Here is a 25,947-nt window from a genome sequence, read left to right on the forward strand (position 1 = left end):
GAATAGATCGTGCTCCGCGCTGTTCATTTCGGTGAGGGAGGCGTGTCTTGCGATTGTCGGTTCTGGGTCTTGCGATGCTGGTTCTTGCGCCATTTGCGCATGCCGGCGACACCGCACCTTTGGAGCGCGGCGCCGCCGTCACCGAACCTTATGCGCTGCGCGAGCTCGATCGCACCACGTTCGGCCTCAACCGCATGATCGTGGGGGAGCGGATCAGCGAGGCGCCGCTGACGGCCGCCGACCTGTTCGCGCTGCCTGCGATGCAGCCATTGCGCAAGTCGCTCGATGCCGAAATCGATCGCTATGTCGCGCAGCACAAGGCGACGTTGCCGGACGAGAGCATCGGCGTCGGTCCGTCCTTTGCATTTGAGCTGTTCGATCGCGCGGTGCTGGATTCGAAGGACACGCGATTCGTGTTGTCGGGCGTCGTCAATCGAATGGATCGCGCCTTCGTCGATCCGGCCCATTGCGGCGAGGTTCGGCTGCTTTACCGGCTGGTCCGGACCAATCAGCCCGAGACCGCCGAGGACGCCGTCTCACCGCGGCTGCCGATGACGCTCAATCTGGTTTTCAAGGCGCGCGGCGACGATGTCGTGCGAAGCGGTACGCCTTCCTGCGCCGAGATCGCCAAGCGCTGGCTCGATACGACGGACATCGAACTCACGGGCAGCGAGCTCGCGGCAAAGCTGACCGGGGCAGATGGTTCGCTTGCCCTGATCAGGCCTGAGAACATCCTGCGCATCGAGACCAATCTGCAGATCGCGCATGCGCCGAAATCGGCGATACGCGATTTCCGCACCGATTACATGATGAAGGTGTTCGACTATCACGCCGAGACCGGCTCGTTCGAGGAGGCGGTCATGGAAGACCAGATCGATCGCGATCGGCTCCTCGCCGATCCGGCACTGGCCGCGGCGTTCAAGGCGTGGCTTCTGGAGCCGACCCATCTTGCCGAGTTCGATCACGGCACGGTGCTGATCCCCGATCAGTTCCTGGCCAAGGTCGCGGTGGCGCCGACGCCGGTGGGCTTCGTCAATTCGGCGCTGCAGCCGGCCTTCGGCCTGATGCAGGGCGAAGACACCACGCACGCCCCGGTATTCAGCGAAGCTGATGTCGTCGGTGCGCTGGAGAAGGCCGCCGCCAACGGAGTCCAGTTGCAGAACATCCGCTCGGTTGCCGGCTTCGAGCGCCGTCTCAACGACATCGGTTGTGGTGGTTGCCACCAGACCCGGGGAATCGGCGGCTTCCATTTCCCGGGTGTCGACTGGATGGCGGCCAAGCCGTCGAACGCAACGACAGTCCCGGGCTCGCCGCATTTCTTCGGCGATCAGGTGCGTCGGCGCGACATCCTGACCGCGTTCGCGGAGGGGCGCGAGCCGGATTTCACCCGGGGCTTTGCCAGCCGGCCGCAGGAACGGGCCAGCCACGAGCTTGCCGGCACCGTCTATGATGACGGCTGGGGCGGGCATTGCTATGTGAACCGGCCGGATCAGGCCGAGAACGACAAGAGCTTTTCGGCCTGGACCTGCGCTTCGGGCCTGTCCTGCCAGGCCACAGGCAATACACGGATGGGGATGTGCTTCATCTCTACCCGATAGGGTGAAGGACGATGCGTGAACGCCCGACATGTTCGGGCGTTAGGCTCCTGCAGGCGAAAGCGAAAGGAGCGGCTGATGGCCACACAGGCGGAGATCAACAAGCAGCGCAATCGGGCGATCGCCGAGAACGAGGAGCGGCAGCAGGTCGCGGGCAACATCCGCGTCAGCGGCTGGACTATCTTTTTTGCCATCGTCGCAGGCGTGATCCTGTTCTTCATCGGCTGGGCCGGGCTGCACCGATAGGCTCAGCCCACCGCGCCGCGTTCGCGCAGGGTTTGGATGGCCATCTCGTCGAAGCCGGCATCGCGTAGGATCTGGTCGCTGTGCTCGCCAATGCCCGGAGGTTTGCGCGGCCGGACCTTGCGGGCGCCCTCGATCCAGATCGGGCTGTTGATGGTCAGCATGGTGTCGTTCTCGAACTGCACCAGGACCTCGTTCTCGAGCATTTGCTGATCGGTCGGGATGTCGTCGAGGATGCCGACGACACCGAACACGAGGCCGTTGCCGTCGAGGGTCTTGCGCCATTCGGCCAGCGGTCTGGTGGCGAAGACCCGATCGAACTCGGCGATCAGCTCGACCGAGTGCGCATGCCGGTCGGCCTTGCTGACAAAGCGAGGGTCGTTGATCAGGTCTTCGCGACCGAGACAGCGGGCCAGCACCGGGAACTGCTTCTCCTCGTTGAGCAGCGACAGCATGAGCCAGCGGCCGTCCTGGCATTTGTAGTGATTGGCGACGGCATTCAGCGCGCGTTCGCGGGGCCGCCGCTCGATGAATTTGGCGCCGCAGAGTTTGGCCTGTGCCAGCACCGAGGCGGCCCAGACCCCGTTCGCCATCAGGTTGGAGGCGACGTGGCAGCCCTTTCCGGTACGCTCGCGCTGATAGAGCGCGGTCACGATCGCGCCATAGAAGGCCATCGCGCAGGGGTGGTCTCCCATCCCGGCCACCGAGCGCGCCGGCGTGGTGGTCTCGTCGGCGCGCACCAGATCCATCAATCCGGAGCGGGCCCAATAGGCGTTACTGTCGAAGCCCGGCTTGTCGGCTTCCTCGCCTTTCTCGCCATAGCCGGTGAACGAGGCATAGATCAGCCGTGCATTGAGCGGCGCAAGCATCTCGTAGGTCAGGCCGAGCTTGTTGCGGACCGCCGGCGGGAAGTTGGTGATGAAGACATCGGCCTCCGCCACCAGGCGCTGCAGCACGGTCTGTGCTTCGGGCTTGGTCAGGTCGAGCGCGAGGCTGCGCTTGTTGCGCGCTTCGAGGCACCAGGCGTAGTTGTGCTCGCTGCGGGGATAGCCGGGCAGGTTCGGCAGGTTGCGATAGGGATCGCCGGCGCCGGGCGGCTCGATCTTGATCACGTCGGCGCCGAAATCCGACAGCACGGTCGCGGCCGCGGGCGCGGCGATGAAGCTCGCGCAGTCCAGGACCTTCAGGCCATGGAAAATGCCCTTGTCGTTCATGAGGCGTCGCTCCCGTGCTCGCTTATTGTTTCCGCGCGCTGGAATTTTTCCTGCGCGCGTCGGAGGTTAGGCGAGCATTTGACTCATCTTGGGGGAGCAAGGCAATGCGATCTGTGGCGGGCAGACCTCGTATGACGAGGAGCGTGGTGTCTCGCTCCTGTCAGGTGCTGCGCCGGCTATCATCGCTTAGAAGTTCGCGCGCGCCGGACGAAAGTCCTGCGCGTCGTCCGCTACACTTTCAGGTTCTCGGCCGAGCTTCTGCCGCGGTTGGCGATCTCCTCATACTCGATCGTCTGCCCCTCGTTGAGCGTGGTGAGACCAGCCTTCTGCACTGCAGAAATGTGAACGAAAATGTCCTTGCCGCCTGCCGCGGGCTGGATGAAACCATAGCCCTTGGTCGGGTTGAACCACTTGACCGTACCTTTAGCCATACGTTGCCTCCGCGGGATACAAACAAGTCGGGCAAGGCGGTCCCCGCGAACCGCCATGTCCGGACGATCAGGATACGCCGGTTGCGGCAGGCGTGGTAGCGCAAACAGCGGGCGGTTTCGGCCTGAAATGACCGACATCGTGGCGGCTTTGCGGCTTTTCACCGCCTCGCCCAAACTCCCGCCAACGCTGCGCGCTCCCGCCGCATCGGGTGTAGGTAGGACGGTCCTGCATGCTTGGAGGTTCAACGGTCAGCCAAGTCCGGCCTCTACGACCTTCTCTCGTTGCGCCAAGGCGGCCAGGATTTTTGCATCGGTGGCGATCCGCACGTGCATCGGCTCGGTGCGGCCGCGAATGTCGAGGTCCTGCGCAGGCAGTTCATCCCCGGCAAGTCCTGCCGTCGTGCACACGCTCTCCGAGATGATCGCCTCGCAGCCAAGATTTTTAGTCATGTCCTGCAGCCTTGCCGCGACGTTGACGGCATCGCCGAGCGCCGTGAACACCATGTGGTCGCGATAGCCGATCTCGCCGACGATCACTTCGCCACCATGGATGCCGATACCGAAGCGGATCGGTTCGCGCAGATCGTGGCCGAGCGAGGTGTTGAGTTCGTCGACATTGACGGCAATTCTCCCCGCCGCCTGGACTGCCTGCCGGCAGGCGGTCTTCGGATCGACAGCGAGACCGAACAAGGCCAGCATGCCGTCGCCGATGAACTGATTGGGCTGGCCGCCGCACGCAATCACCGCTTGCGACACCGCGCCAAGAAACCGGTTGACGATGAACACCGTGTCGAACGGCAGCCGCTTCTCGGCAAGCCTGGTCGAACCGCGCATATCCACGAACAGGCTGACCAGATAGCGCTCCTGTCCGATGCCTGCGGCCTGCGTAGCCGCCGCTCCCGAAGTCGGAATGGGGATGAACAGCTGAAAGAAGGAGACGTCGCTGACCGGGCGGAGCTGACAGGCAAGCCGGATCGAGGGATCCGTCGCGCCGACTTGCGCAAGCACGAAAGCCTCGCGCGGCGAAGCCGCCGGCAGGTCGCCGCAGTCGCCGATCACACGAATGCGGCAGGTCGAGCAGCGCGCGCGGCCGCCGCAGACACTGGCATGCGGCACATTATAACGCAGGCTCGCCTCGAGAACGCTGAGCCCTTTCGGCACTCGCAAAGTGCGGCCGTTGTTATAGGACAGCGTGATGATGCCACCGCGTCGTTCATGCAAGGCACGGGCACCGCGCGCCAGCAGCACGGCGCCGAGCAGGCCCAGATAGGCGACGATGAAGCCATTAATGATCTGATCGATGGCCGCCTGTTCGCCCAGAGTGCCCATGTGGCGTGCGGACAGATTCTCTGCAACCCAATGCGGCTCGGAGGCCGCCGACATGACGTCGCGGCCGCCGCGATAGAAGCCGAGCAGAGCCAGGGTCGGAATCAGCACGGCGCATGCCAGCAGCCAAGGGGCGGCGCGCTTGTAGAACGGCTTCATGCGCAGCCACATGTGGAGTCCAATGCAACCATGGATCCAGGAGACCACGAGCGTTACGGTCATCAGCCAGATGCGCCACGAGGCGCCAGCCCAATAGGCGTAGAGCACCTGCGGGTAGAGCTTCTCATGCCCATAGAGCGCTTCCGCTATTCGGACGCCGGCGATATGGGAGAAGATCAGCGCCGGGATGCTCAGGCCGAGCACCAGCTGGAGCGGTTCCATCGTCTTCCAGCTGAACTCTCGGCGCTGATAGAGGGCCCAGATGCCGAGCCCGGCATGGACCAGCGCGGCGGTATAGAACGTGACTGCGACCGGCAGGAATTGCCAGAACATGGTGTGATAGTACACGCCGGACGCGAGCGCCGGCAGCGAGACGTTGCCGAGCGCATGATTGAGGAAATGGCTGAGCAGATAGCTGAACAGCACGAGCCCGCAGGCGAGCCGCACCTGCCGCACGCCGATGCCACGAATTTGTCCGCGCGTGGGATGAGACGGGGGTTTCATGCGGTCCATGGCTGAGTGAACCGCAATCCTAGATGTTTATTCCGGCCGCGAATAGGGCGGCGGGTGAGGGCGCTCTCGCGACGCAGAAGGAAGCTCGAGTTCTCCGTCGATGTCGCGACCGCGAGGTCCGGGCCGGCGTTGACTTGCCGGGAGGAGTCGGGGAAAAGCGCGCCGTGACGACGATCTCTCCCAAAAGCGCGACACTGACGTCCGGCCGATTCGTGCATCGGCCGATGCTGATCGCAGCCGCGGTGATTGCGGCCATGACCGTGGTCCGCATCGTCTATGCCAGCGTGCTCGATCTGCGCACCGACGAGGCCTATTACTGGACCTGGTCGAAGGAGCTGCCGCAGCTCTGTTTCCTCGATCATCCGCCTGTCATCGCGTGGTTCATCAGGCTGGGAACGGCGATCTTCGGCGATACCAATTTCGGCGTCCGCTTCGGCGGTATCCTGGCGATGGTGGCGAGCCAGCTGCTGCTCGCCGATATCGTCCGTCGCGTCACGCACAATGTACGCGCGGTCGTGCTTGCCGTGCTGCTGCCGGAGGCCGCGCTCTATTACGGGTTGCTGATGGCCAAGGTCGCGCCCGACATCGCCGCGATCCCGTTTGCGCTCGCGATGGTCTGGGCGCTGGTCCGGCTGGTGCAAAGCGGCGACGGCCGCTGGTGGCTTGCTGCGGGCCTGTTCGGCGGTCTCGCGCTGCTGTCGAAGTTCACCGTCGTGCTGCTGCTGCCGGCCGTCGCGGCCTTCCTGCTGGTGCCGGATTGGCGCCGCCGCTGGATTGTCAGTCCCTATCCGTGGCTTGCTGTGCTGATCGCGATTGCCGTGTTCTCGCCGGTCTTGATCTGGAACCTGCAGCACGATTGGGCCTCGGTCAAATTCCAGCTGGTGCGCGCCACTGCGCCGCATGAGATGTCGCTGCGCACTGTCGGCGACTATCTCGGTCTGCAGTTCGGATTGGTTGGCTCCGTGCTGTTGCCGGTGACGCTGTCGGCGCTGATCCTGACCGCGTGGCGCGGCTATCGGGCGCGCGAGCCGGTGGCGATCCTGCTGTCGACCGCGGTGTTGGTGCCGTTCCTGTATTTCCTCTGGAAGTCGCTGACCCTGCGGATCGGCGATACCTGGCCGATGTTCATGTGGCCGATCGGCTTTGCCGCCGTGGCGATCAACATCGCGATGCTGCCGCGCGAGGGCTGGCCGCTCTGGATGGTCCGCTCGACCGTCAGTTGGGCGCGGACGGCGGTCATTGTCGGCGTCGCCACGGTCGTGGTGGTTTTCCTCTACTACACCGTCGCGCCGTGGAATCTCATCGGCAGGGCCGATCCGATCGGCGGCGAGGCCGGCTACGAGCAGGTGGTCGCGCGCGCCGAGGCGGAGCTCGCGAAGACCGGTGCGACCTGGATCGCGACCACGGATTACCGCACCTATGCGATGCTGCGCTGGTTCTTCAACGGCCGCGTGCCGGTGATCCAGATCAACGAGCGCGCGCGCTTCCTGGGTTTTCGCGATCCCGGCATGACGCAGATTGCGGGACATACCGGCCTCTATGTCGGGCGCGAGCCGGACCATACCGTCGCAATCTGGGCCCAGACCACCGCGACGCGTGAGCCGTTGGAGCGGGTGCAGCGGATCTGGCGCGGGGTCGTCATGGACACCTATGCGCTGGAAAAGCTGACCGGCTGGACACCTGAACTGTCGCCGCCACCGGATTCGCCCTTCTACCAATGGCGCTGGCTTGCGGGCGAATTCGACCGCGTGGCACGCGGCTGAGCCTCACTCGTCCTCCTCGCGCTTGCGCAGGAGGTCCTTGGCGAGATCGGCGAGCACGGGGCGCGGCAGGGCCGTGAAGGGCAGGGGGCGGGTGACGTCGATCGCCGCCAGGCCTAACCTTGCAGTCAACAATCCGTTGAGTACGCCTTCGCCGAGCCGTTGCGACAGCTTGGCCGCGATGCCGTGGCCGAGCACCTGCTGGATCAGGCTGTCGCTTGCGGCCATGCCGCCGGTGATGGCGAGGTGGGCGATGACATGGCGCAGCAGGCTGATCATCCCGAGCGCACCGGGCCGGCCGCCATAAAGCCGCGCCAACTGCCGGATCAGCCGCAGCGAGGCGACGAACACGAACAGCACATCGACCAGGGCGCGCGGCGAGACCGCGGTCACCACGGAGACCCGCTGCGCGGCAACCGAGACCATCCGGCGCGCCTCCGCGTCGAGCGGGGTCATCAGTTCGCGTTCGGCCAGCTTGATCATGTCGGCGCCGTCGATGATCTCGTCGGTGTGGCTGGTCAGCGTGGCGCGGGCCCGGGCAAGCCGCGGATTCTGGTGTGCGATCTTCAGGAGATCGACAACGACGGCGCGGCTCTCGGCGCGATCGTCGGACAGCAGCACCTCGGCAGCACGGCGGTGCAGCTTCTCGATCGTCGCAAGCCGCGCCAAGCCATGGATCTCGCGCGCGATCACCGCGGCGAGTGCAACGGCGGCTGCAGCAGCAAGCGCAGCGCCGAAATAGCCGAGCCCTTCACTGCGGGCGAACAGATCCTCGATCAGATGGGTGACGCTGAGACCCACGCCCAACAGGACCAAGCCAGCGACCGAGGTCCAGAACAGCGCGCCCCAGCGAAAGCCGCGCCGCTCCAGGACGGGGGCCCCGATCGGCACCGGCAGTTGAACCGGCTCGGCCTCAGGCGTGATCTGGACGGTGCCGCGGGCCGGGCGTCCGGCCTCATCGCTGTCGACCACGACGACGCCGGGATCGTCGAGCCGGAAGGTGGCGGGACGGCGCTGCTTGGATCGTTCGCTCATAGCAGTCGGTCTCCGATCAGGAACTGAAGCGCACGGTCGAGCCTGATATGGGGAAGCATGGGGGCGCCGCCATCGGTATCGAGCAGGGGCGGCCGAAAGCGCAGGAAACGGAAATCGGTGGTTTCCGCCGAAGCGCTCGAAAGGCCACGATAGGCCTCGCCGCCGCTGAACAGCTCCGCGGCGTCGGCCGGCAGGTCGCCCGGAAAGGTCGCGACCTCGGTGCCGCCGTCGAAGATCTCGCCATTGGCGCTTTCGCCCGCCGCCGGCGTTCCCAACAGCGACGGCAGCTTGTCGCGGCCGCGCGCGACCATTGCCTCGCGGGTGGCCCTGACGGCGGCCAGCGCAACCACATCGATCGCCGCTCCCGTGCTCTCGGCCCTTGCGACCGCCTGGTCCACCGCCCGCCGCAGCACCGCTTCCAGCCGGTCGTGGCTGGTGTGATGCAGATGGTCGGCTTTGGTCGCCGCGAACAGGATGCGGTCGATGCGCGGCCGGAACAGGGGCGACAGCAATGTGCCGCGGCCGACGCGATAGCAGGCGAGAATGCCCGACAGCGCGGCTTCCAGATCGTGCAGCGCCTCGGGGCCGGCGTTGAACGCGGCGAGCGCGTCGACCAGCACGATCTGACGGTCGAGCCGGGCGAAATGTTCACGGAAGAACGGCCTGACGACGATGTCTTTGTAGGCCTCGTAGCGGCGGACCATCATCGCCCACAGCGAACCGTCCTTCGCGCTGCCTTCTGCAGGCAAGTCGAGTGGTGCGAAGGTGAGGGCCGGCGAGCCCGCGAGATTGCCCGGCATCAGGAAGCGGCCGGGCGGCAACAGGCTCATCGCAAAGCGTTCGTCGCGGCAGGCCCGCAGATAATCGGTGAACAGGCGCGCCGCCTCCAATGTCGCCTGCTCGTCCGCAGGTGCCTCAGGTGACAGTGTCGCCAGATGCGCCTGCCACTCCTTGGCCAGATGCGCCCGCGGCGCCTCGCGCGACAAAGTGACGCTCTCGCGCGCCCATTGTTCGTAGCTCTTGTCGAGCAGCGGCAGATCGAGCAGCCACTCGCCGGGATAATCGACGATGTCTAGCGTCAGCGTTCGCTCGGCGCCGTTCGGACGCTGGTAATCGATCACAAGCCGGAGCTCGCTGATATCGACGGTCGAGCTCGGCCAGCGCCGCTCCTCGATCAGCGCGCGCAGATGGTTTTCATAGGCAAAGCGCGGCACCGCGTCGTCGGGCTGAGGCGAAAGGTGGGCGCGGGCAATGCGGCCCGACGCCAAGGCCTCGAAAACCGGAAAGCGGCCGCCCCGGATCAGCCCGTGGATCAGCGCGGTGATGAAGACCGTCTTGCCGGCCCGTGACAACCCAGTGACGCCGAGCCGGACCGTGGGGTTGAACAGGCTCTCGCCATAATCGCGCAGGGCGCGCGCTGACAGCCGCGCTTCCTCGACGATTTCGGAGAAAAAAGGGGGCATGCGCGAAGCGTGAATCCGCGGTTAAAATGCGTGTGAACGACTTGTGAAAAGTGGCGATTGAAACAGCAGAATCAAGCTCATATTTCCGGCGCGTTTCCGGGCAAGACCGGGTAAGACGGGGCTTGAACGGATCGTTGACCATCTGGCACTCATAGTTGCCGCGTTAAGACTTGCGACGGGTTCCGCATGAGCGTGTTCAAACTGAAGCAGTTCGCCTCCACCTCCGTGCACGCCGCCACCGGCGCGATCCGGTGGAATTACGACAAGGTTGAATTGATCGCCGACGGCATCGTGCACGCGGTCGGCGTCAGCAGCGGCCTGGTCGCTGCGACGGTTCTGGTCGTGCTGACGTCGATCTATGCGCGCGCGCTCGATATCGTCGTGGTGTCGGTCTATGTCGCGGGTCTGCTGTCGATGCTGGTGCTGTCGGCCACCTACAATCTCTGGCCGGTGTCGCCGACCAAATGGGTGCTGCGGCGCTTCGACCATTCCGCGATCTATGTGCTGATTGCCGCGACCTACACGCCGTTCATCGCCGCGATGCAGAACGGCGCGCTGGCGATCGCGCTGCTGGTCGGCGTCTGGGGCGTCGCCATCTTCGGCATCGTCCTGAAGCTGCGCTGGCCCGGCCGGTTCGACACCGTGGCCGTCGGGCTTTATCTGGCGCTCGGCTGGAGCGGCATCATGATGTACGACCATGTCGTCACCATCATGCCGAAGACGGTGCTCGGTTGCGTGCTCGCCGGCGGCATCCTCTACAGCTTCGGGGTCATCTTTCATTCCTGGCGGCGCTTGCGTTTCCAGAATGCGATCTGGCATTGTTTCGTGCTGCTGGGTGCCGGCTGTCATTACACGGCGGTGCTCGACCTGGTTCTGACATAACGAATTGCTTGGAGGCGACGCATGCAGGTGACCGGCAAGAATGTGGTGGTCACCGGCGGCGCCAAGGGGATCGGCAAGGCGCTGTGCGAGGCGTTCGCCCGTGCCGGCGCCGCCAAGGTAGTGGTGGCCGATCTCGATGTCGCGGGCGCCCGCGCCGTGGCGGAGACGATCGGCGGCGCGGCCTTCCGCTGCGACGTGTCGCAGGAAAAGGACATCCTCCACGTCATCGAGGAGACCGAACGCCAGTTCGGCCCGATCGCTTTGTTCTGCTCCAATGCCGGGATCGGCGGCGGCTTCGATCCGCTGTCGGTCAATGTCGGCGGCGCCTCGGACGAGCCGTGGATGCGGAGCTGGGCGATCCATGTCATGGCCCACGTCTATGCGGCGCGCCACATGATCCCGCGCTACAAGGCACGCGGCGGCGGCTATTTCCTCAACACCATCTCGGCGGCGGGCCTGCTGTCGCAGGTCGGCAGCGCGCCTTATTCGACCACCAAGCACGCGGCCGTCGGCTTTGCCGAGAACCTCGCGATCTCGCACAAGGCCGATAACATCAAGGTCTCGATCCTGTGTCCGCAGGGTGTCGAGACCGACATGCTGCGCTCGATCCCCAAGGGCCCGCAATCCGGCGACGGCGACCTCGCACCTGAGCAGGTCGCGCAGGATGCGCTGAAAGGCCTCGATGAGGAGAGCTTCCTGATCCTGCCGCATCCGCAAGTCCTGGGCTACATGCGCAAGAAGACCGAGAACTACGACCGCTGGCTCGCCGGCATGGCCAAGATCCAGGCGAAGATGCGCGAGGAGTTTGGGAAGTAGTCGCGGCGGCATATCAGTGCCGCCTCGCCGTCGTCCTCGCGAACGCGAGGACCCATGCCGCGCGATCTCTCTTTGGTCCGTGTGGCGGACATATCATTCGACAATTTCACTCTGTGGGTATGGGTCCCGGCTTTCGCCGGGACGACAGAGAAGCAGACGAGGCGTTTCCTCCTCGCGACGCATCGCGCCCGAGTTTTGCTTCAGGTCCGCCCTCAAAAACGAGAGGGCGCAGGGAAGGCCGCATAGGCGTTAAGGTAGCGCGAGCATCGATTGATACTTGCGTTTTCGAGGAGGCTCGCGAAGGTGGCGCCCCAACGCGCGTTTTCTGCGGCGCAAGCAACGGATGGTTGGTTGTGGAATGATTGCTTGCAGCAAGGATGCAACGAGCTGCTGCAGGACCCGCCAAGCGCCAGGCGTCGTTAAGCGGCCTGCGTCCAGTGGGGAGAGTCCTCGAAGTCGCTGGCAAGCGGCTCGAGCAACAGGATGATCAGGAGGTGGGCCAGCAGGTAGGGCTTGGCAGAGCGCGGATCGGTTCCTGGCGGCGTCTTGAGGCCAATCAGACTCTTCAGTCGCTTGAACCCAAGCTCGATCCGCCATCGCAATCGATAGAGCGCAAGCACATCTTTGGTGGAGAACTCGTCCCGCGCGAGCGACGTGATCAGAATGACCCAATCCGCAGCCTCCAAAGTTTCTTTGGAGATGATGCGGTTTTCATCTTTTGCGTCTTGCCGGGCTTTACGCCGAGAAGCAGCAGCCGCACCGGTGGGCTTCTTGATTGCGACCAGACGCATAGCCAGAGGCGCGCCGCCCTTGCGCTTGATCCAAATCTCCCGATCGACCAGTCCGCGCGCCTTCGCGGCACGCAATTGGGCCATCAGATCGAACGGAAGGCCTTTGGCGTCAAGCCAACGTGCGTTCTTCCAGCCCGCTCGGATCAAAACGTCGGCCCCGGCTTCGCGGACGGCCGCAATGCGGTCAGGTTGCAGATAAGCGCGGTCAGCAATGCGGATCTCGTTCTTGACCACTGGTATCCGGTCAAACGTTTCGCCCTCTTGCTGATCTGTCAGCTCGAAGTGACCAAAGCGCTCATAGGGCAGATCAAATGCGCTATGAACGCGCCAAAGCTCACTGTTCTTGCGCGCAGCCGGTCCCGCCTGAGGCACTGTCGTCGCATCGATGATGCGGATCAGGCGGCCTTGGCTCGCCTTCGGAGCTGCCGCAGCGAGCAAGCCCTCCACCAGCACCGCAAACCAATCACCACATTGACGCAGCCGATAGAACAACGCCACGCTGGTGAGGTCGGCAAGGCCAACAGAAGCCGCCCATGCGGCTGTCGATCTCAGCCCTCTTTCACCCAAACAATAGGCCAGCATCAGCCGAAGTAACGTCACCGCATCTGGAATCTGCCGCCGACGCGCGAAGGCCTTCGTCTGGCGCGCAGTTTTCTCGAGCTGCGCAGCCCCGCCCAGCTGCGCAACCACTCTCGTCCAGTCCTCGTTCAGGAGCGATTCGTCTGCCATCCCCTGTTCGAATCACGGCGGATTCCAACACTCAAGCATAAACTTAACGCCTATGGGGAAGGCCGGGTGTTGGCTCACACCCATGGCCCGCCTGCAGAAAAAAATGCAGGCGGCAGTCACCACAGGTACGAGCCGGACAACCGGCCTTCCCTGCGCGGTGGGGGAACGGCTTATACGTACTCTCCCCGGTGAACGGGCTTTCTTGCCACCGTCGTCGGCGCGATGCCCTCGCATCGCTAAGCGATGTCGAGTTGCATCGTGCCAACTTAGCGCCAGCGTCGCGGCGCCAGGACCATACGATTTCGCCGTCCATCACCCTGCCAGTCGTCTTGCGCAAAGCGCCTGACAGGACAATGGCCACCGCATCCCGCACTCCACGTATCGTGACGACGCGCACGCCCCTCTTCGACGAGGCGGGACGTGCGGAAAGATCGTCCTGATTTGCCCGACACGGCAAGCCCACGCGCATGCGGCATGATGGCACGACGGGCAATTGCCGCATGGATCGCATGCGCCGATTGCCCGTCGGGCAATGGGCTGCCTCTGTCAGGTCGCCATTTCTCCATCCGTCATTGCGAGGAGCGAAGCGACGAAGCAATCCAGTATCCTTGCGGGGCTCTGGATTGCTTCGCTTCGCTCGCAATGACGCGCAAAGATCGCGGGCTCAATGACCGTTGCGATGCCGCGCCGTTCACCTGCAGGCCACCGATGTTGCGAACGACTCAACGGCGCCCTCGTTGATCCAAGCAGTGGGATTCCACCATCTAACTTGACGCCTCCATCCCCTCTTCGACCGTCCGCCATGCCCTCAGCGCGCGGGCATAGAGCAGCATGCCCTCCCGCACCACGCGCCGTTCTCGCTCCGACAATGGCGCCAGCGCGCTTGTGACCTGATGCCGGCCGAACGCATGCAGTGCGGCCAGCGTGCGCCGGCCCTTTGCAGTCAGGGACAGCGGCTTGATGCGGGCGTCGTCCGGGTCGGCCGTCTCATTCAATTCGCCGCTCTCGATCAGCTTGCGGACCATGCGGCTGACGCTGGATTTTTCCAGATGCAGGATCTCGCCGAGCTGCATCGCGGTCAGCGGGCCACGGATGCCGATCTCGATGATGGTGTGAACCGCCGATGGCGGATAGTCGGTCGCGGCGACGGTTGCCTCCATGAAGCCGAGCTCGCGCACCATCAGGCGCGATGCGGCGCGGATATCGTCGATCAGGCCGAGATCTGAATTGCTCATCTTGACTCCCCGCATATAGTTGTATCATACAACTGTTGTCAGGCGCAACGGCGCGCCCGACCTGCTTCCGGAGGACTGCGCATGAGCGACATCCTGCACGAGCCTGGACGGTCGGCGGGCAACCGGATGCAAAGGCTGGTCTGCCTCGTGACCGGCGGCGGCACCGGGATCGGGCGCGCTACCGCCCTGAAGATGGCGGCCGAAGGCGCGGATGCGGTGTTGATCGCTGGCCGCCGTGAGGCCGAACTGGAGGCAACGGCGGCACAATGCCGGAGTTTCGGCGTCGATGCCATCGCGGTGCGCACCGACGTGACGCGCCAGGATGAGGTTGAGCGTCTGGTACAGACCGCGCTCGACCGTCATGGCCGGCTCGACATCGCCTTCAATAATGCGGGTTATCAGGAGCGGCGCGCGCCGCTCCAGCAGCAGGACGTTGCGGTCTACGATGCCGTGTTCGACGCCAATGTGCGTTCGATGTTCTTTTGCCTGCGCGCGCAAATGGCGGCCATGGTCGCGCGCGGGCAAGGGCGGATCGTGATCAACGCCTCCGTGAGCGGAGTGCGCAATCCGAATCCCGGCTTCGCCCTGTATTCCGCGTCGAAGGCGGCGGTGATCTCGCTGACACGATCGGCCGCCATGGAAGCGGCGCCGCATGGCGTCAGGATCAACGCGATCGCGCCGGGTCGCGTCGTGACCGACATGATGCTGCGGGCCGGCGTCGGTGACGTCGCAACCGTCGCGGCGGGCCTGCCATTGCGGCGGATGGGCGAGCCCGAGGATATCGCCGAGGCGGTGGTGTGGCTGGCCTCCGACGCGTCAGCCTATGTGGTCGGTCACGTGCTGGCCGCCGATGGCGGATTTTTGGCCTCGTAGTTCGGGCTGGATCGAACCCGTGGCTGCGACCGATGAGATTTTGCAGGACATGTCGAGCGGCGGTGGGCACGGCGCTTTGCGCCTTTGCCCACCCTACGCAATCTTTCAATGCTTCTGCGCGTACAGGAGCGGCACGGCGGAATCGACCATCACCTCGACCAGGCTGGCGCCGCCATGCGCGAGGCTGCGGGACAGGGCGGAAGCAAGCTCGGACGCCTTGGTGACGCGCACCGCATCGCAGCCCATGCCTTCGGCGAGCTTGACGAAATCGAGGCCCGGCAGATCGAGCCCGGGGACGTTGCGCACCTGCATGACCTGGCTGAACGAGCGCATGGCGCCATAGCCTGAATTGTTGATGACGACGATTGTGAGCGGCAGCTTGCGCTGCGCCGCGGTCCACAACGCCTGGATCGAATACATCGCCGAGCCATCGCCGATCAGGCAGACCGTGCGGCGCTGCGGCCGGCCCAACGCCATCCCGACCGACGCCGGCAGGCTGTAGCCGAGCCCGCCGCTCGCCATCGTGTAGAAAGAGTCCTGGCCCCGCATCGGCATGAATTTCTGCATCGCCGGCCGATGTGACGGTGCTTCCTCGACCAGCGCGGCATCCTCCGGCATGGCGCTGGACAGCGTATGCAGCAGGTAATCGACCGGGATCGGGTCGGCCGGCTTCGGTGCTTCCGGCGCCGGGCGGGCCTGCGGCACGGTGCGCTCGATCTCCGGCAGCAACTCCAAGAGCGTCGTGAGCGCCGAGGTCATCGTTGCGATGATGCTGGTGCCGACCGGCGTGATGGATGCGGCATCGGGATCGTCGGTGAGCTGATAGATGGCCGTCGTGCCGTCGAAGATCGCTGCATGACCCTCGACATGGAAGGTGAAGACCGGGGCGCCGATGACGACCACGAGGTCGTGCGCATTCAGCGCATCCGACAGCTGTGCCGGCGAGGCATGTAGGAAGCCGGAAAATTGCGGATGCCGTTCCGGGAACGAGCAGCGCGCCGAAAACGGGCTGGCCCACACGGCCGCCTTGGCCTTCTCCGCCACTTTCACCATCAATTCGACGGCGCCGGCGCGATCGACGCCGGGGCCGACGACGATGGCGGGATTCTTGGCGGCGGCGAGTGCCGCCGCGAGCTCCTGCATCGCCTGCCGATCGGGGCCGAGCTCACGGCTGACCTTGCGCGCGCCGATGATCCCGGCCGCCGGATGCGCCCAGTCGTCGATCGGCACCGAGACGAAGGTCGGTCCGCAGGGCGGCTGCATCGCGACATAGTAGGCGCGGGCGATTGCTCCGGGAACGTCCTCGGCGCGTGCCGGCTCGACGCTGTATTTCACATAAGGCCGCGGGAATTCGCTGGCACGCTCGGCATAGAGGAATGGATGCAGCGGCATGATCGACCGCGCCTGCTGGCCGGCGGTGATTACCAGCGGCGTCTGGTTGCGATAGGCATTGTAGATGTTGCCGAGTGCATTGCCGACGCCCGCCGCCGAATGCAGGTTGACGAAACCGGCATTGCGCTTGGCCTGCGCATAGCCGTCGGCCATGGCGACCGCGCTCGCCTCCTGCAGCGCCAGCACGTAATCGATGTCGTCGGGCCAGTCGCTCAGGAACGGCAGCTCGGTCGAGCCGGGATTGCCGAACACCTTGTCGATGCCGAAGGCGCGGAGCAGGTCCAGCGTGGCGTGCTTGACGGTGAGGGGTTTTGTTTTGGACGACTTGCCGGACAAGGCATTTCCTCGGGTGCGGTGCTTGTTGTTTTCCGTCATTGCGAGGAGCGAAGCGGCGAAGCAATCCAGACCTCGTCCTTTGCGGCAGTTCTGGATTGCGTCGCTTCGCTCGCAATGACAGCGAGAAATCTCACCACGTCGCGGTGCCCTTCATCGTCGGCTGCCGCTCCGCATTCGCGGTCCACAATTCCAGGCCGGCGTCGGTGGGATTGGCGTTGACCGAGAACTCGCTGCCCTCGAACAGCGGCTGCACGCCGCGATAGCTGAACTTGCCCGGCACCTTGCCCTTCAGCTTGGCGGCGAACTCGACCAGCAGGGCGGCCTGCAAGGGACCGTGGAAGATCAGCCCCGGATAGCCTTCGACCTTGGTGACGTAGTCGCGGTCATAATGGATACGGTGGCCGTTGAAGGTCAGCGCGGAATAACGGAACAGCAGTACGGGATCGGAGACGTGGCTCTCGCGGTGCTGCGCGACCGGTGGAGGCGGCGGCGCTTTGGCGGGCGCGGCCGGCGTGCCGCCCATGTCGCGATAGACGATGTCGTGGCGCTCGCGGATCGCCACTCCCCGCGGCGTCGTGATGGTGTGTTCCACCGAGACGAAGCAGAGCTGTCCGGTCGAGCCGGCCTTGACCGCAATGTCGGAGATACGCGAGACGCGCGTGGCGAGATCGCCGACGCGCAACGGATCGATGAAGTTGAGCTCGCCGCCGGCCCACATCCGGCGTGGCAGTGGTACCGGCGGCAGGAAACCGCCGCGCGTCGGATGGCCGTCAGGTCCGAGCTGATCGTGCGGAAACACCGGCTGCGCCAGGCACCAATGCACCGTGTAGGGCGCGATCTCGCCGGTGACGGGATCGCCGATCTCCTGGAACAGCGTGGCGCGCAGGCCCTTGGTCAGTTGCGCGGTGACGATGTCGGACGCCTCGGTGGTGCGGCCGATCCATTGCTTGAGATGATCGAGATCGAGCTGTTCGGCCATCACGAACTCCGCTTTTGTGCGAGCGCTGCGCTTTCGCCGATGGAAGGCACCGCACCATAATGACGCTCCTCGCCGACGATGATCGCGGCCGGCGCGGGATAGGTGACGACGCCCTTGGGCGTCGCGACTTCGATCCGGCGCAGATGCGGATGGATCGACAGATCGGCCATGCTGTTGACCTCCGCGAAGGCGATGTCGGCGGTTGTCAGCCTGTCGAGCAGTTCGTCGCGCGTCATCGCGCCGAAGCGGTCGGCGACGATCCGGTCGGTGAGGGCGCGGTTGCGCACGCGCTCGACCATGTTGCAGAACCGCGGATCGTCCGGCAATGCCGGCTGGTCCAACACCTTGGCGCACAGCGTCTTCCACTCGCGCTCGCTCTGGATCGAGATCAGGATGTCCTTGCCGTCCTTGGAGGTGAAGACGCCGTAAGGCGCGATCGAGGGATGCGCCAGCCCGATGCGCTTGGGCGGATTGCCGGCCTCGGAATTGAGCAGCGGCACCGTGAGCCAGTCGGCCATGACGTCGAACATCGAGATCCGAATGTCGGCGCCCTGGCCGGTGCGGCCGCGGCCGATCAGCGCTTCCAGGATCGCGGCATGCGCGGTCGCGCCGGTCGCGATGTCGACGATCGACAGGCCGACGCGCGAGGGACCGTCGGGGCCGCCGGTGATCGAGGCCAGCCCGCTCTCGGCCTGGATCAGGAGGTCATAGGCCTTGCGATCGGCGTAGGGGCCGCTGTCGCCATAGCCTGAGATGGTGCAACAGATCAGCTTCGGATAGTCCTTGCGCAACCGCTCGCGCGCAAAGCCGAGCCTGTCCATCGAGCCGGGCTTGAGATTTTGCAGCAGCACGTCGGCGCCGGCGATCAGCTTCTCCAGCTCGGCACGCCCCTCTTGCGTCGCGAGGTCGACGACCACCGAATCCTTGCCGCGGTTGAGCCAGACGAAATAGCTGCTCTGGCCCTTGGCAGCGGCATCGTAGCCGCGGGCGAAATCGCCCTCGGGGCGTTCGATCTTGATGACGTGGGCGCCGGCGTCCGCCAGCCGCGACGAGCAGAACGGCGCAGCCACCGCCTGTTCGACGGCGATGACGGTGATCCCTTCAAGCGGCAGCATCGCTGACCTCAATAAGACCGCGGCATGCCGAGGACGTGCTCGGCGACATAGGACAGGATGAGATTGGTCGAGATCGGCGCGACCTGATAGAGCCGGGTCTCGCGGAACTTGCGCTCGACGTCATACTCTTCGGCGAAGCCGAAACCGCCATGGGTCTGGATGCAGGCGTTGGCCGCTTCGAACGAGGCGTCCGCGGCCAGCATCTTGGCCATGTTGGCCTCGGCGCCGCAATCGAGCCCGGCTTCGTATTTGCGCGTCGCTTCCGTCACCATCAGCTCGGCCGCGCGCATCGACGCATAGGCTTTCGCGATCGGAAACTGGATGCCTTGATTCTGGCCGATCGGCCGGCCGAACACGACGCGCTCCTTGGCGTAGTTGGTCGCCTTGGCGATGAACCATTTGGCATCGCCAACGCATTCGGCCGCGATCAGGATGCGCTCGGCATTCATGCCGGAGAGGATGTAGCGGAAGCCCTTGCCTTCCTCGCCGATCAGGTTTTCCGCCGGCACCCGCATGTCCGTGAAGAACACTTCGGTGGTGGCGTGATTCATCATCGTGCGGATCGGGCGGATCGTGAGTCCCGCCTGCTTCGCCTCACGCATGTCGACGATGAAGACGGAGAGCCCGTCGGTGCGCTTCTGCACCTGCTCCTTCGGCGTCGTGCGCGCGAGCAGGATCATCAGGTCGGAATATTCGGCGCGGCTGGTCCAGATCTTCTGGCCGTTGACGATGTAGCTGTCGCCGTCGCGCCTGGCGAATGTCTTGAGCGAGGATGTGTCGGTGCCGGAGGTTGGCTCGGTGACGCCGAAGGCTTGCAGCCGCAATTCGCCGCTCGCGACCTTGGGCAGCCACTTGGCCTTCTGCTCGGCGCTGCCGTGGCGCAGCAAGGTGCCCATCGTGTACATCTGCGCATGACAGCCGCCGCCATTGCAGCCGGCACGCTGAATCTCTTCCAGGATCGCGGCGGCCGCGGACAGCTTCAGCCCGGCGCCGCCATATTCCTCGGGGATCAGCACGGAGAGATAGCCGGCCTGGGTCAGCGCATCGACGAAGGCGGAGGGATAGGCCATCTCGCGATCGAGCTTGCGCCAATATTCGCCGGGAAACTGGGCGCAGAGTTTCGCCACCGCCTCGCGGATATCGGCGTGATCGTCCGCCTGATGCTGTTCAGTCATTCGTCGCTCCGCGGTGCGTCCGTGTCGTCCGCGGCCTCCCTATCTCGTTGTTCATAGCCTATGGCGAAGCCGTCCAGCCTTGGCAAGCTTCGATTTCTGCATGGCCGGCCACGAGGCCAGCAGGCGAACGATTGGCTCACATGGTTTGAAAGCCGAGATGCGCGCGAAAGCGGTTCTTCAGGAACACGCCGTCGCGCGGCGGCAGCGCCCGCTCGACATGTGCGGTGCTGATTGCGATCCGGGCGAAATGCGGGCCGCTCATATCCCGCAGCATGGGACGGAACGCGTCGAGCGCATCGAGATCCCTGATCTCGGTCACGGACGGAAAGCCAGCCCCGGAGGCGATCAGCTCGAGCTTCGCACCAAGCCCGGAATGGCTCTGCTGCATGCCGGTTTCGCCGAAATGGGCGTTGTCGAGCACGACGATGGAGAGATTCCTGGGCTTCTTGGCAGCGATGGTTGCGAGGCTGCCCAGCCCCATCAATTGCTCGCCATCCCCGGTGATCACGGCGACCGGGCGCGCAGGTTGCGCCAGCGCAAGGCCGAGGCCGACCATCGCCGCCCCGCCCATCGCGCCCCAGAGATAGAAGTTGGCCGGATGATCGCCGGCATCGAACACGTCGTAGGAGGACGAGCCGAGGCCGGTGACGACGAGCAGATCGCCGCGATCCTTGAGCAGCGCCTTCACCGCCGAACGGCGATCGAGAGCGTTCATCATCACTTCGTCTCCGTCCACTTCTTGGCGCCGATCATGCGCTGCGAAATCAGCACCGCGATCGGCTGATCGCTGTCGAAGGCGAGCGCTGCGGCGGCGGAGGCGACCTCGCCGGCGTCCTCAGGCCGCTCCAGCCGGAACACGGTCACGCCCATGATCTCGAAGGCCGCTGGCGTCGCCTTGCCCATCGGGACCTGCCACGGATTGAACTCGGCCCATTCGCCACGCATGGTCACGAAGGTCAGGAACGGGAAGCGGCAGCTCGCGAGCAGCGATAGCATGTTGACGCAATTGCCGACGCCGCTCGACTGCATCAGCAGTACCGCGCGCTGGCCGCCAAGCCAGGCGCCGGCCGACAGCGCCACGCCTTCCTCTTCCGTCGTCAGCACCGTGGTCTGGATCGCGTCGTCGCCATGGGCGAGCTGGATCAGGCGGGAATGGCCGGCGTCGGGCACGTAGCACACCTGCGCGACGTCGGCCGCCTTCAGCGCGTTGTAGATGGCGAGCGGCCAGTCGGGGCGATTGTCATTCAGAGCGGGGTCGGCCATGGCATCCTGCAATCGGTGTCACGCCGGAAAGGGCGCGTCCCAGCTTTAGCGAAAAGCCGGCCGGCTTCCCACCTCATCCGGTTCAACCCGCTATACCGGAATTGTATGGGGGCAGAGGGAAGCGGGCCTCACGGTTCGAGACGCAGCGACGCGGCTCCTCACCATGAGGATCGAATTTTGCCGCTCGACACCCCTCATCCCGAGGAACTCGCCGGAGGCGAGCGTCGCGAAGGTCGGCCGCGAGAGAGATCGTCGGCCGTGTTTTCGCATATGCGATAGCCCTGCCGCTTGCGGAGAGGGACAGGAGCTCACCCCGGAATGCGCACCGGCAGTGTCTCGTAGCCGCGCACGAAGCTGGAATAGACCCGCTTCGGTTCGCCCACCACCTCGATGCGCTCGAAGCGCTTCAGGATCTCCTCCCAGACGATGCGCAGCTGCAGTTCTGCCAGGCGCATGCCGACGCAGCGATGGATGCCGAAGCCGAAGGAGAGGTGGATGCGCGGCCGCTTGCGATCGATGATGAAGGCGTCGGGATTCTCGATCACCTCGTCGTCGCGGTTGCCGGAGACGTACCACATCACGACGCGGTCGCCCTTCTTGATCTTCTGGCCGCCGAGCTCGGTATCGACCAAGGCGGTGCGGCGCATATGCGCCAGCGGCGTCTGCCAGCGGATCACCTCCGGCACCATGGTCTCGATCAGGGCCGGGTTGTCGCGCAGCTTCTGGTATTCGCCGGGGTTCTCGTTCAGCGCCAGCACCGATGCGGTCATGGTGTTGCGCGTGGTGTCGTTGCCGCCGACGATCAGGAGGATCAGATTGCCCATCAGATTGTCGGGCGTCATGTGGCGGGTAGCCTCGCTATGCGCCATCATCGAAATCAGGTCGTTGCGCGGCTCGGCCTTGGCGCGTTCCTTCCATAGCTTGGCGAAGGTAGCCGCGCATTCCTCCAGCTCGCGCCGGCGCTGCTCCTCGGATTCGACGATGCCGCTCTTGGGCAGCGCGGTCGAGACATCCGACCAGCGCGTCAGCTTGCGCCGCTCCTCGAACGGGAAATCGAACAAGGTCGCCAGCATCTGGGTGGTCAGCTCGATCGAGACCTTCTCGACCCAGTTGAAGGTCTCGTTGCGGGGCAGGGAGTCCAGCACGCGCGCCGAGCGCTGGCGGATCAGCACGGCGAGTTCGTCGAGATGATCCGGCGTGAACATCGGCGACACCGTCTTGCGCTGCTCGCCGTGAACGGGCTCGTCCATGGCGATGAAGCTCGGCCATTCGTAGCCCGGTGCGACGTCGCGGATCATGATCCCGCCATGGCTCACGTCCGAGGAGAAGATCGCATGGTTGGTGTCGACATGCATGATGTCGTGATAGCGCGTGACCGACCAATAAGGCTCGATCGGCGCCTTGGTGCAGTAATGCACCGGCGCTTCCTTGCGTAGCCGTTCGAACCAGGGCCACAGCGTGTCGTTCTGGAACAGCCGCGGTGCGCCGGGATGGAAATCCTCGATCGGTGTGGAATAGGCATCGAGCCGGGCCTGCTGCAGCAGCTCAGCCTTTTCGGGACGGATCGCGGTCTGGACGTTCATCGGCATCCTTTGCTCAAAGGCGGTTCGAGTGCGTAGGGCGGGCAAAGGCGCGGAGCGCCGTGCCCGCCGTCTACCTGATCATAGTCCATTGGTGGGCACGCTTCGCTTTGCCCACCCTACATCTCTCCGTCATTGCGAGGAGCGGAGCGACGAGGCAATCCAAAGCAGCGTGTCTGGATTGCTTCCGCCTTCGCTCTGTGAGCTTCGGCGGACAGGTCGCTTCGCTCGCAGCCCAAGATCACGCCCCGAAGGCTGCCATGCTCCTACGGACAGTTTCGCCCAAACCAAGCCCGCCGTCTTGCGAATACACGCTTCAGGCGGCGATCCGTACCGGCAACTTCTCGTAGCCCTTGACGAAACTGGAATAGACCCGCTTCGGCTCGCCCATCACCTCGATATGATCGAAGCGCTTCAGGATCTCCTCCCAGATGATCTTGAGCTGCAGTTCGGCCAGCCGCAGGCCGACGCAGCGATGGATGCCGAAGCCGAACGACAGATGCTGGCGCGGCCGGGCGCGGTCGATGATGAATTCGTAAGGCCGCTCGATCGCGTCCTCGTCGCGATTGCCGGACACATACCACATCACGACCTTGTCGCCCTTGCGGATGGTCTTGCCGTGGAACTCGACGTCCTCCAGCGCGGTGCGGCGCATATGCGCGAGTGGCGTCTGCCAGCGGATCACTTCGGGCACGAAACTGTCGATCAGCGCCGGGTTATCCTTGAGCTTGCGGTACTGGTCGGGGTTCTGGCTCAGCGCATAGATGCTGCCGGACATCGTGTTGCGGGTGGTGTCGTTGCCGCCCACGATCAGGAGGACCATGTTGCCGAGGAAGTTCTTCGGGTCCATGTCGCGCGTGGCCTCGCTATGGGCCATCATCGACAGCAGGTCGCTCTTCGGCGGCTGCTTGATGCGCTCGTTCCAGAGCCGGGAAAAGTAGCGCGCGCAATCCATCAGTTCGGCCTGCCGCTCGTCCTCGCTCGCAACCAGCCCGCCGGGACCGGGAATCGTGGTCGCGATATCGGACCAGCGGGTCAGTTTGCGGCGGTCCTCCCAGGGAAAGTCGAACAGCACCGCCAGCATCTGCGTGGTCAGCTCGACCGAGACGCGGTCCACCCAATCGAACACTTCGCCGCGCGGCAAATTGTCGAGAACTTCGGCCGAGCGCTTGCGGATGTTGATGGCCAACTCATCGAGATGCGCCGGTGTGAACATCGGCATCACGGTCTTGCGCTGCGCGGCATGGCGCGGCGGATCCATGGCGATGAAGCTTTCGCGGCGAAGATCGGGCGGGACGTCGCGGATGGTGATGCCGCCGAGCACGGACGCGGACGAGAATGCCGCGTGGTTGGTCTCGATCTCCATGATGTCGTTGTATTTGGTCACCGACCAATACGGACCGAACATCGAGTCCCTGCAGTAGTGCACCGGCGCTTCCTGCCGCAGCCGGTCGAAATAGGGCCAGTGCGTGTCGGTGCGAAACAGCTCGGGGTCGCCGGGATCGAACTCGTCGAGCGGTAAAGCTCGTGCGCGCTCGCGTGCGGCGTCCTGCCGATCCTTCTGAGGATCCTCGGCGCGGTCGATGGTGCCGTGCATTGGCGTCTCCCCTCGGTATCTCCCGTTGGCCGCTCGGCGCTGTACGCCCGGCGGCATTTGTCGCGATTACATCCCGCTTAGGGTGCAGGAGCAAGCGGGAGTTTTGCCGCGGGCAGGATCGAGGCTCGGCCGGCCAGCCGCCACGCCGCCATGCTAGCCGTGCTTCGGGGCGCTTTCCGGTCGTGACAACGCATGGATCAGGGAATATGGCTACGACCGTAACATCGACAGGACTGCTGGGAGGCCGTTGAGATGATCCCGAACGCGCGAGCCATCTTCAATTTCGATCTGGGCGAGACCGCGGATGCCATTCGCGAGACCGTGGCCAATTTTTCGCAGAACGAAATCGCCCCGCGCGCTGCCGAGATCGACCGCTCCAACCAGTTTCCGCGCGATCTCTGGCCCCAGATCGGCGCGCTCGGCCTGCACGGCATCACGGTCGAGGAGGAGTATGGCGGCTCAGGCCTCGGCTACCTCGAACATTGCATTGCCATGGAGGAGATCTCGCGCGCCTCGGCCTCGGTCGGCCTGTCCTATGGCGCCCATTCCAATCTCTGCGTCAACCAGATCCGCCGCAACGGCAATGTTGCGCAGAAGTACAAATATCTGCCGAAGCTGATCTCCGGCGAGCATGTCGGGTCGCTGGCGATGTCGGAGCCGCAGGCCGGCTCTGACGTCGTCTCGATGAAAACCCGCGCCGACAAGAAGGGCGATCGCTTCGTTCTCAACGGCAGCAAGATGTGGATCACCAACGGCCCGGTCGCGGACACGCTCGTGGTCTATGCCAAGACCGATCCGAATGGCGGCCCGCGCGGCATCACTGCCTTCATCATCGAGAAGGGCATGAAGGGCTTCTCTACGGCGCAGAAGCTCGACAAGTTCGGCATGCGCGGCTCCGACACCTGCGAGCTCGTCTTCGAGGATTGCGAGGTGCCCGAGGAGAACGTGCTGGGCGAGGTCGGCCGCGGCGTCAACGTGTTGATGAGCGGATTGGATTACGAGCGCGCGGTGCTTGCGGCAGGACCGCTCGGCATCATGCAGGCCTGCATGGATGTGGTGCTGCCCTATGTGCACGAGCGCAAGCAGTTCGGCCAGCCGATCGGCACCTTCCAGCTGGTGCAGGGCAAGCTCGCCGACATGTATACCACGATGAATGCTTCGCGGGCCTATGTCTATGCGGTGGCGAAAGCCTGCGACCGCGGCGAGACCACGCGCGAGGATGCGGCCGGCGCGATCCTCTATGCCGCGGAGAAGGCGACGCAATGCGCGCTGGATGCGATCCAGCTCCTCGGCGGCAATGGCTATATCAACGACTATCCGACCGGACGGCTGCTGCGCGACGCCAAGCTTTACGAGATCGGCGCCGGCACCAGCGAGATCCGCCGCATGCTGATCGGACGGGAATTGTTCGAGAAAACCGCCTGACGCCGCGGTTGCACGAAAAA

The 25,947-nt window shown here is 64.7% G+C and carries 22 protein-coding genes; 7 read left to right on the forward strand and 15 right to left on the reverse strand.

Going from position 1 to position 25,947, the window contains the following annotated elements:
- Positions 1-74 precede the first annotated feature (74 nt).
- The gene (locus tag QX071_RS08320) at positions 75-1,598 is read left to right on the forward strand and encodes a hypothetical protein (protein WP_315703096.1); all 1,524 of its coding nucleotides are present in this window, start codon (positions 75-77) and stop codon (positions 1,596-1,598) included.
- Between the two features lie 75 nt (positions 1,599-1,673).
- On the forward strand, positions 1,674-1,841 hold the full coding sequence (locus QX071_RS08325) for a hypothetical protein (protein ID WP_315701356.1): 168 nt from the start codon (positions 1,674-1,676) through the stop codon (positions 1,839-1,841).
- Positions 1,842-1,843: 2 nt separating this feature from the next.
- On the opposite strand, the gene QX071_RS08330 is transcribed toward QX071_RS08325, so the two are convergent.
- The 3 genes from QX071_RS08330 to QX071_RS08340 form a co-directional block, all read right to left on the reverse strand.
- Complete coding sequence (locus QX071_RS08330; RefSeq protein WP_315701355.1) at positions 1,844-3,052, reverse strand: CoA transferase; 1,209 nt, start codon at positions 3,050-3,052, stop codon at positions 1,844-1,846.
- Positions 3,053-3,282: 230 nt separating this feature from the next.
- A complete protein-coding gene (locus QX071_RS08335; protein WP_006609369.1) occupies positions 3,283-3,483 on the reverse strand; it encodes a cold-shock protein in 201 nt (66 codons plus the stop codon).
- A gap of 249 nt (positions 3,484-3,732) precedes the next feature.
- Positions 3,733-5,481, reverse strand: coding sequence for an adenylate/guanylate cyclase domain-containing protein (locus tag QX071_RS08340; protein WP_315701354.1), 1,749 nt, complete (start codon positions 5,479-5,481; stop codon positions 3,733-3,735).
- Positions 5,482-5,705: 224 nt separating this feature from the next.
- Here QX071_RS08340 and QX071_RS08345 point away from each other — a divergent pair, with 224 nt between their 5' ends.
- Complete coding sequence (locus QX071_RS08345) at positions 5,706-7,244, forward strand: glycosyltransferase family 39 protein (protein ID WP_315703095.1); 1,539 nt, start codon at positions 5,706-5,708, stop codon at positions 7,242-7,244.
- A 3-nt stretch (positions 7,245-7,247) separates the two neighbouring features.
- On the opposite strand, the gene QX071_RS08350 is transcribed toward QX071_RS08345, so the two are convergent.
- Together QX071_RS08350 and QX071_RS08355 are read right to left on the reverse strand one after the other, a co-directional pair.
- Positions 7,248-8,276, reverse strand: a complete 1,029-nt coding sequence (locus QX071_RS08350; protein WP_315701353.1) for a TIGR01620 family protein — start codon at positions 8,274-8,276, stop codon at positions 7,248-7,250.
- Positions 8,273-9,739: a YcjX family protein gene (locus QX071_RS08355; RefSeq protein ID WP_315701352.1), complete on the reverse strand. Its 1,467-nt coding sequence runs from the start codon at positions 9,737-9,739 to the stop codon at positions 8,273-8,275. The genes QX071_RS08350 and QX071_RS08355 overlap by 4 nt, the downstream gene beginning before the upstream one ends.
- A 186-nt stretch (positions 9,740-9,925) precedes the next feature.
- On the opposite strand from QX071_RS08355, the gene trhA reads away from it, so the two are divergent.
- Together trhA and QX071_RS08365 are read left to right on the forward strand one after the other, a co-directional pair.
- Positions 9,926-10,621 carry a PAQR family membrane homeostasis protein TrhA gene (gene trhA / locus QX071_RS08360; RefSeq protein WP_315701351.1) on the forward strand — a complete coding sequence of 232 codons (696 nt, stop codon included), beginning with the start codon at positions 9,926-9,928 and terminating at the stop codon, positions 10,619-10,621.
- Positions 10,622-10,642: 21 nt separating this feature from the next.
- The gene (locus QX071_RS08365; RefSeq protein WP_315701350.1) at positions 10,643-11,437 is read left to right on the forward strand and encodes an SDR family oxidoreductase; all 795 of its coding nucleotides are present in this window, start codon (positions 10,643-10,645) and stop codon (positions 11,435-11,437) included.
- A 419-nt stretch (positions 11,438-11,856) separates the two neighbouring features.
- On the opposite strand, the gene QX071_RS08370 is transcribed toward QX071_RS08365, so the two are convergent.
- Together QX071_RS08370 and QX071_RS08375 are read right to left on the reverse strand one after the other, a co-directional pair.
- Positions 11,857-12,957 (reverse strand): IS4 family transposase, encoded by a 1,101-nt coding sequence (locus QX071_RS08370; RefSeq protein ID WP_315701243.1) that lies wholly within the window; start codon positions 12,955-12,957, stop codon positions 11,857-11,859.
- Between the two features lie 764 nt (positions 12,958-13,721).
- Entirely contained in the window at positions 13,722-14,192 is a 471-nt protein-coding gene (locus QX071_RS08375) for a MarR family winged helix-turn-helix transcriptional regulator (protein ID WP_315701349.1), read from the reverse strand.
- A gap of 81 nt (positions 14,193-14,273) precedes the next feature.
- Between QX071_RS08375 and QX071_RS08380 the strand changes: the two genes are divergently transcribed.
- Positions 14,274-15,065: a glucose 1-dehydrogenase gene (locus QX071_RS08380; RefSeq protein WP_315701348.1), complete on the forward strand. Its 792-nt coding sequence runs from the start codon at positions 14,274-14,276 to the stop codon at positions 15,063-15,065.
- 105 nt (positions 15,066-15,170) lie between these two features.
- Here QX071_RS08380 and mdlC read toward each other — a convergent pair whose 3' ends face one another.
- From mdlC to QX071_RS08420, 8 genes are all read right to left on the reverse strand, one after another.
- Positions 15,171-16,793, reverse strand: a complete 1,623-nt coding sequence (mdlC, locus tag QX071_RS08385; RefSeq protein ID WP_409977731.1) for a benzoylformate decarboxylase — start codon at positions 16,791-16,793, stop codon at positions 15,171-15,173.
- A gap of 130 nt (positions 16,794-16,923) precedes the next feature.
- A complete protein-coding gene (locus QX071_RS08390; RefSeq protein ID WP_315701346.1) occupies positions 16,924-17,772 on the reverse strand; it encodes a MaoC family dehydratase N-terminal domain-containing protein in 849 nt (282 codons plus the stop codon).
- Positions 17,772-18,887 carry a CaiB/BaiF CoA-transferase family protein gene (locus tag QX071_RS08395; RefSeq protein ID WP_315701345.1) on the reverse strand — a complete coding sequence of 372 codons (1,116 nt, stop codon included), beginning with the start codon at positions 18,885-18,887 and terminating at the stop codon, positions 17,772-17,774. The genes QX071_RS08390 and QX071_RS08395 overlap by 1 nt, the downstream gene beginning before the upstream one ends.
- Positions 18,888-18,895: 8 nt before the next feature.
- Entirely contained in the window at positions 18,896-20,062 is a 1,167-nt protein-coding gene (locus tag QX071_RS08400; RefSeq protein WP_315701344.1) for an acyl-CoA dehydrogenase family protein, read from the reverse strand.
- Between the two features lie 136 nt (positions 20,063-20,198).
- Positions 20,199-20,780 (reverse strand): thiamine pyrophosphate-dependent enzyme, encoded by a 582-nt coding sequence (locus QX071_RS08405; RefSeq protein WP_315701343.1) that lies wholly within the window; start codon positions 20,778-20,780, stop codon positions 20,199-20,201.
- Positions 20,780-21,325 (reverse strand): thiamine pyrophosphate-binding protein, encoded by a 546-nt coding sequence (locus tag QX071_RS08410; protein WP_315701342.1) that lies wholly within the window; start codon positions 21,323-21,325, stop codon positions 20,780-20,782. The genes QX071_RS08405 and QX071_RS08410 overlap by 1 nt, the downstream gene beginning before the upstream one ends.
- Positions 21,326-21,633: 308 nt before the next feature.
- Positions 21,634-22,908: a cytochrome P450 gene (locus tag QX071_RS08415; protein WP_315703094.1), complete on the reverse strand. Its 1,275-nt coding sequence runs from the start codon at positions 22,906-22,908 to the stop codon at positions 21,634-21,636.
- A 313-nt stretch (positions 22,909-23,221) separates the two neighbouring features.
- Positions 23,222-24,502 (reverse strand): cytochrome P450, encoded by a 1,281-nt coding sequence (locus QX071_RS08420; protein ID WP_315701341.1) that lies wholly within the window; start codon positions 24,500-24,502, stop codon positions 23,222-23,224.
- Positions 24,503-24,754: 252 nt separating this feature from the next.
- Between QX071_RS08420 and QX071_RS08425 the strand changes: the two genes are divergently transcribed.
- Positions 24,755-25,927, forward strand: coding sequence for an isovaleryl-CoA dehydrogenase (locus tag QX071_RS08425; protein ID WP_315701340.1), 1,173 nt, complete (start codon positions 24,755-24,757; stop codon positions 25,925-25,927).
- Positions 25,928-25,947 lie beyond the last annotated feature (20 nt).

The organism is Bradyrhizobium sp. SZCCHNS1022 (genome assembly GCF_032484835.1).
In the GTDB taxonomy this organism is placed as follows: Bacteria; Pseudomonadota; Alphaproteobacteria; order Rhizobiales; family Xanthobacteraceae; genus Bradyrhizobium.

Excerpts from the sequence above, each read along its gene's own strand:
- QX071_RS08350 (WP_315701353.1), bottom strand. The coding sequence starts at position 8,276 with ATGAGCGAACGATCCAAGCAGCGCCGTCCCGCCACCTTCCGGCTCGAC.
- QX071_RS08370 (WP_315701243.1), bottom strand. The coding sequence starts at position 12,957 with ATGGCAGACGAATCGCTCCTGAACGAGGACTGGACGAGAGTGGTTGCG.
- QX071_RS08420 (WP_315701341.1), bottom strand. The coding sequence starts at position 24,502 with ATGCACGGCACCATCGACCGCGCCGAGGATCCTCAGAAGGATCGGCAG.
- trhA (WP_315701351.1), top strand. The coding sequence starts at position 9,926 with ATGAGCGTGTTCAAACTGAAGCAGTTCGCCTCCACCTCCGTGCACGCC.
- QX071_RS08395 (WP_315701345.1), bottom strand. The coding sequence starts at position 18,887 with ATGCTGCCGCTTGAAGGGATCACCGTCATCGCCGTCGAACAGGCGGTG.
- QX071_RS08380 (WP_315701348.1), top strand. The coding sequence starts at position 14,274 with ATGAGCGACATCCTGCACGAGCCTGGACGGTCGGCGGGCAACCGGATG.
- QX071_RS08400 (WP_315701344.1), bottom strand. The coding sequence starts at position 20,062 with ATGACTGAACAGCATCAGGCGGACGATCACGCCGATATCCGCGAGGCG.
- QX071_RS08335 (WP_006609369.1), bottom strand. The coding sequence starts at position 3,483 with ATGGCTAAAGGTACGGTCAAGTGGTTCAACCCGACCAAGGGCTATGGT.
- QX071_RS08320 (WP_315703096.1), top strand. The coding sequence starts at position 75 with ATGCTGGTTCTTGCGCCATTTGCGCATGCCGGCGACACCGCACCTTTG.
- QX071_RS08405 (WP_315701343.1), bottom strand. The coding sequence starts at position 20,780 with ATGATGAACGCTCTCGATCGCCGTTCGGCGGTGAAGGCGCTGCTCAAG.
- QX071_RS08340 (WP_315701354.1), bottom strand. The coding sequence starts at position 5,481 with ATGGACCGCATGAAACCCCCGTCTCATCCCACGCGCGGACAAATTCGT.
- QX071_RS08355 (WP_315701352.1), bottom strand. The coding sequence starts at position 9,739 with ATGCCCCCTTTTTTCTCCGAAATCGTCGAGGAAGCGCGGCTGTCAGCG.
- QX071_RS08425 (WP_315701340.1), top strand. The coding sequence starts at position 24,755 with ATGATCCCGAACGCGCGAGCCATCTTCAATTTCGATCTGGGCGAGACC.
- QX071_RS08410 (WP_315701342.1), bottom strand. The coding sequence starts at position 21,325 with ATGGCCGACCCCGCTCTGAATGACAATCGCCCCGACTGGCCGCTCGCC.
- QX071_RS08365 (WP_315701350.1), top strand. The coding sequence starts at position 10,643 with ATGCAGGTGACCGGCAAGAATGTGGTGGTCACCGGCGGCGCCAAGGGG.
- QX071_RS08345 (WP_315703095.1), top strand. The coding sequence starts at position 5,706 with ATGCTGATCGCAGCCGCGGTGATTGCGGCCATGACCGTGGTCCGCATC.
- QX071_RS08415 (WP_315703094.1), bottom strand. The coding sequence starts at position 22,908 with ATGAACGTCCAGACCGCGATCCGTCCCGAAAAGGCTGAGCTGCTGCAG.
- QX071_RS08330 (WP_315701355.1), bottom strand. The coding sequence starts at position 3,052 with ATGAACGACAAGGGCATTTTCCATGGCCTGAAGGTCCTGGACTGCGCG.
- QX071_RS08375 (WP_315701349.1), bottom strand. The coding sequence starts at position 14,192 with ATGAGCAATTCAGATCTCGGCCTGATCGACGATATCCGCGCCGCATCG.
- QX071_RS08390 (WP_315701346.1), bottom strand. The coding sequence starts at position 17,772 with ATGGCCGAACAGCTCGATCTCGATCATCTCAAGCAATGGATCGGCCGC.
- QX071_RS08325 (WP_315701356.1), top strand. The coding sequence starts at position 1,674 with ATGGCCACACAGGCGGAGATCAACAAGCAGCGCAATCGGGCGATCGCC.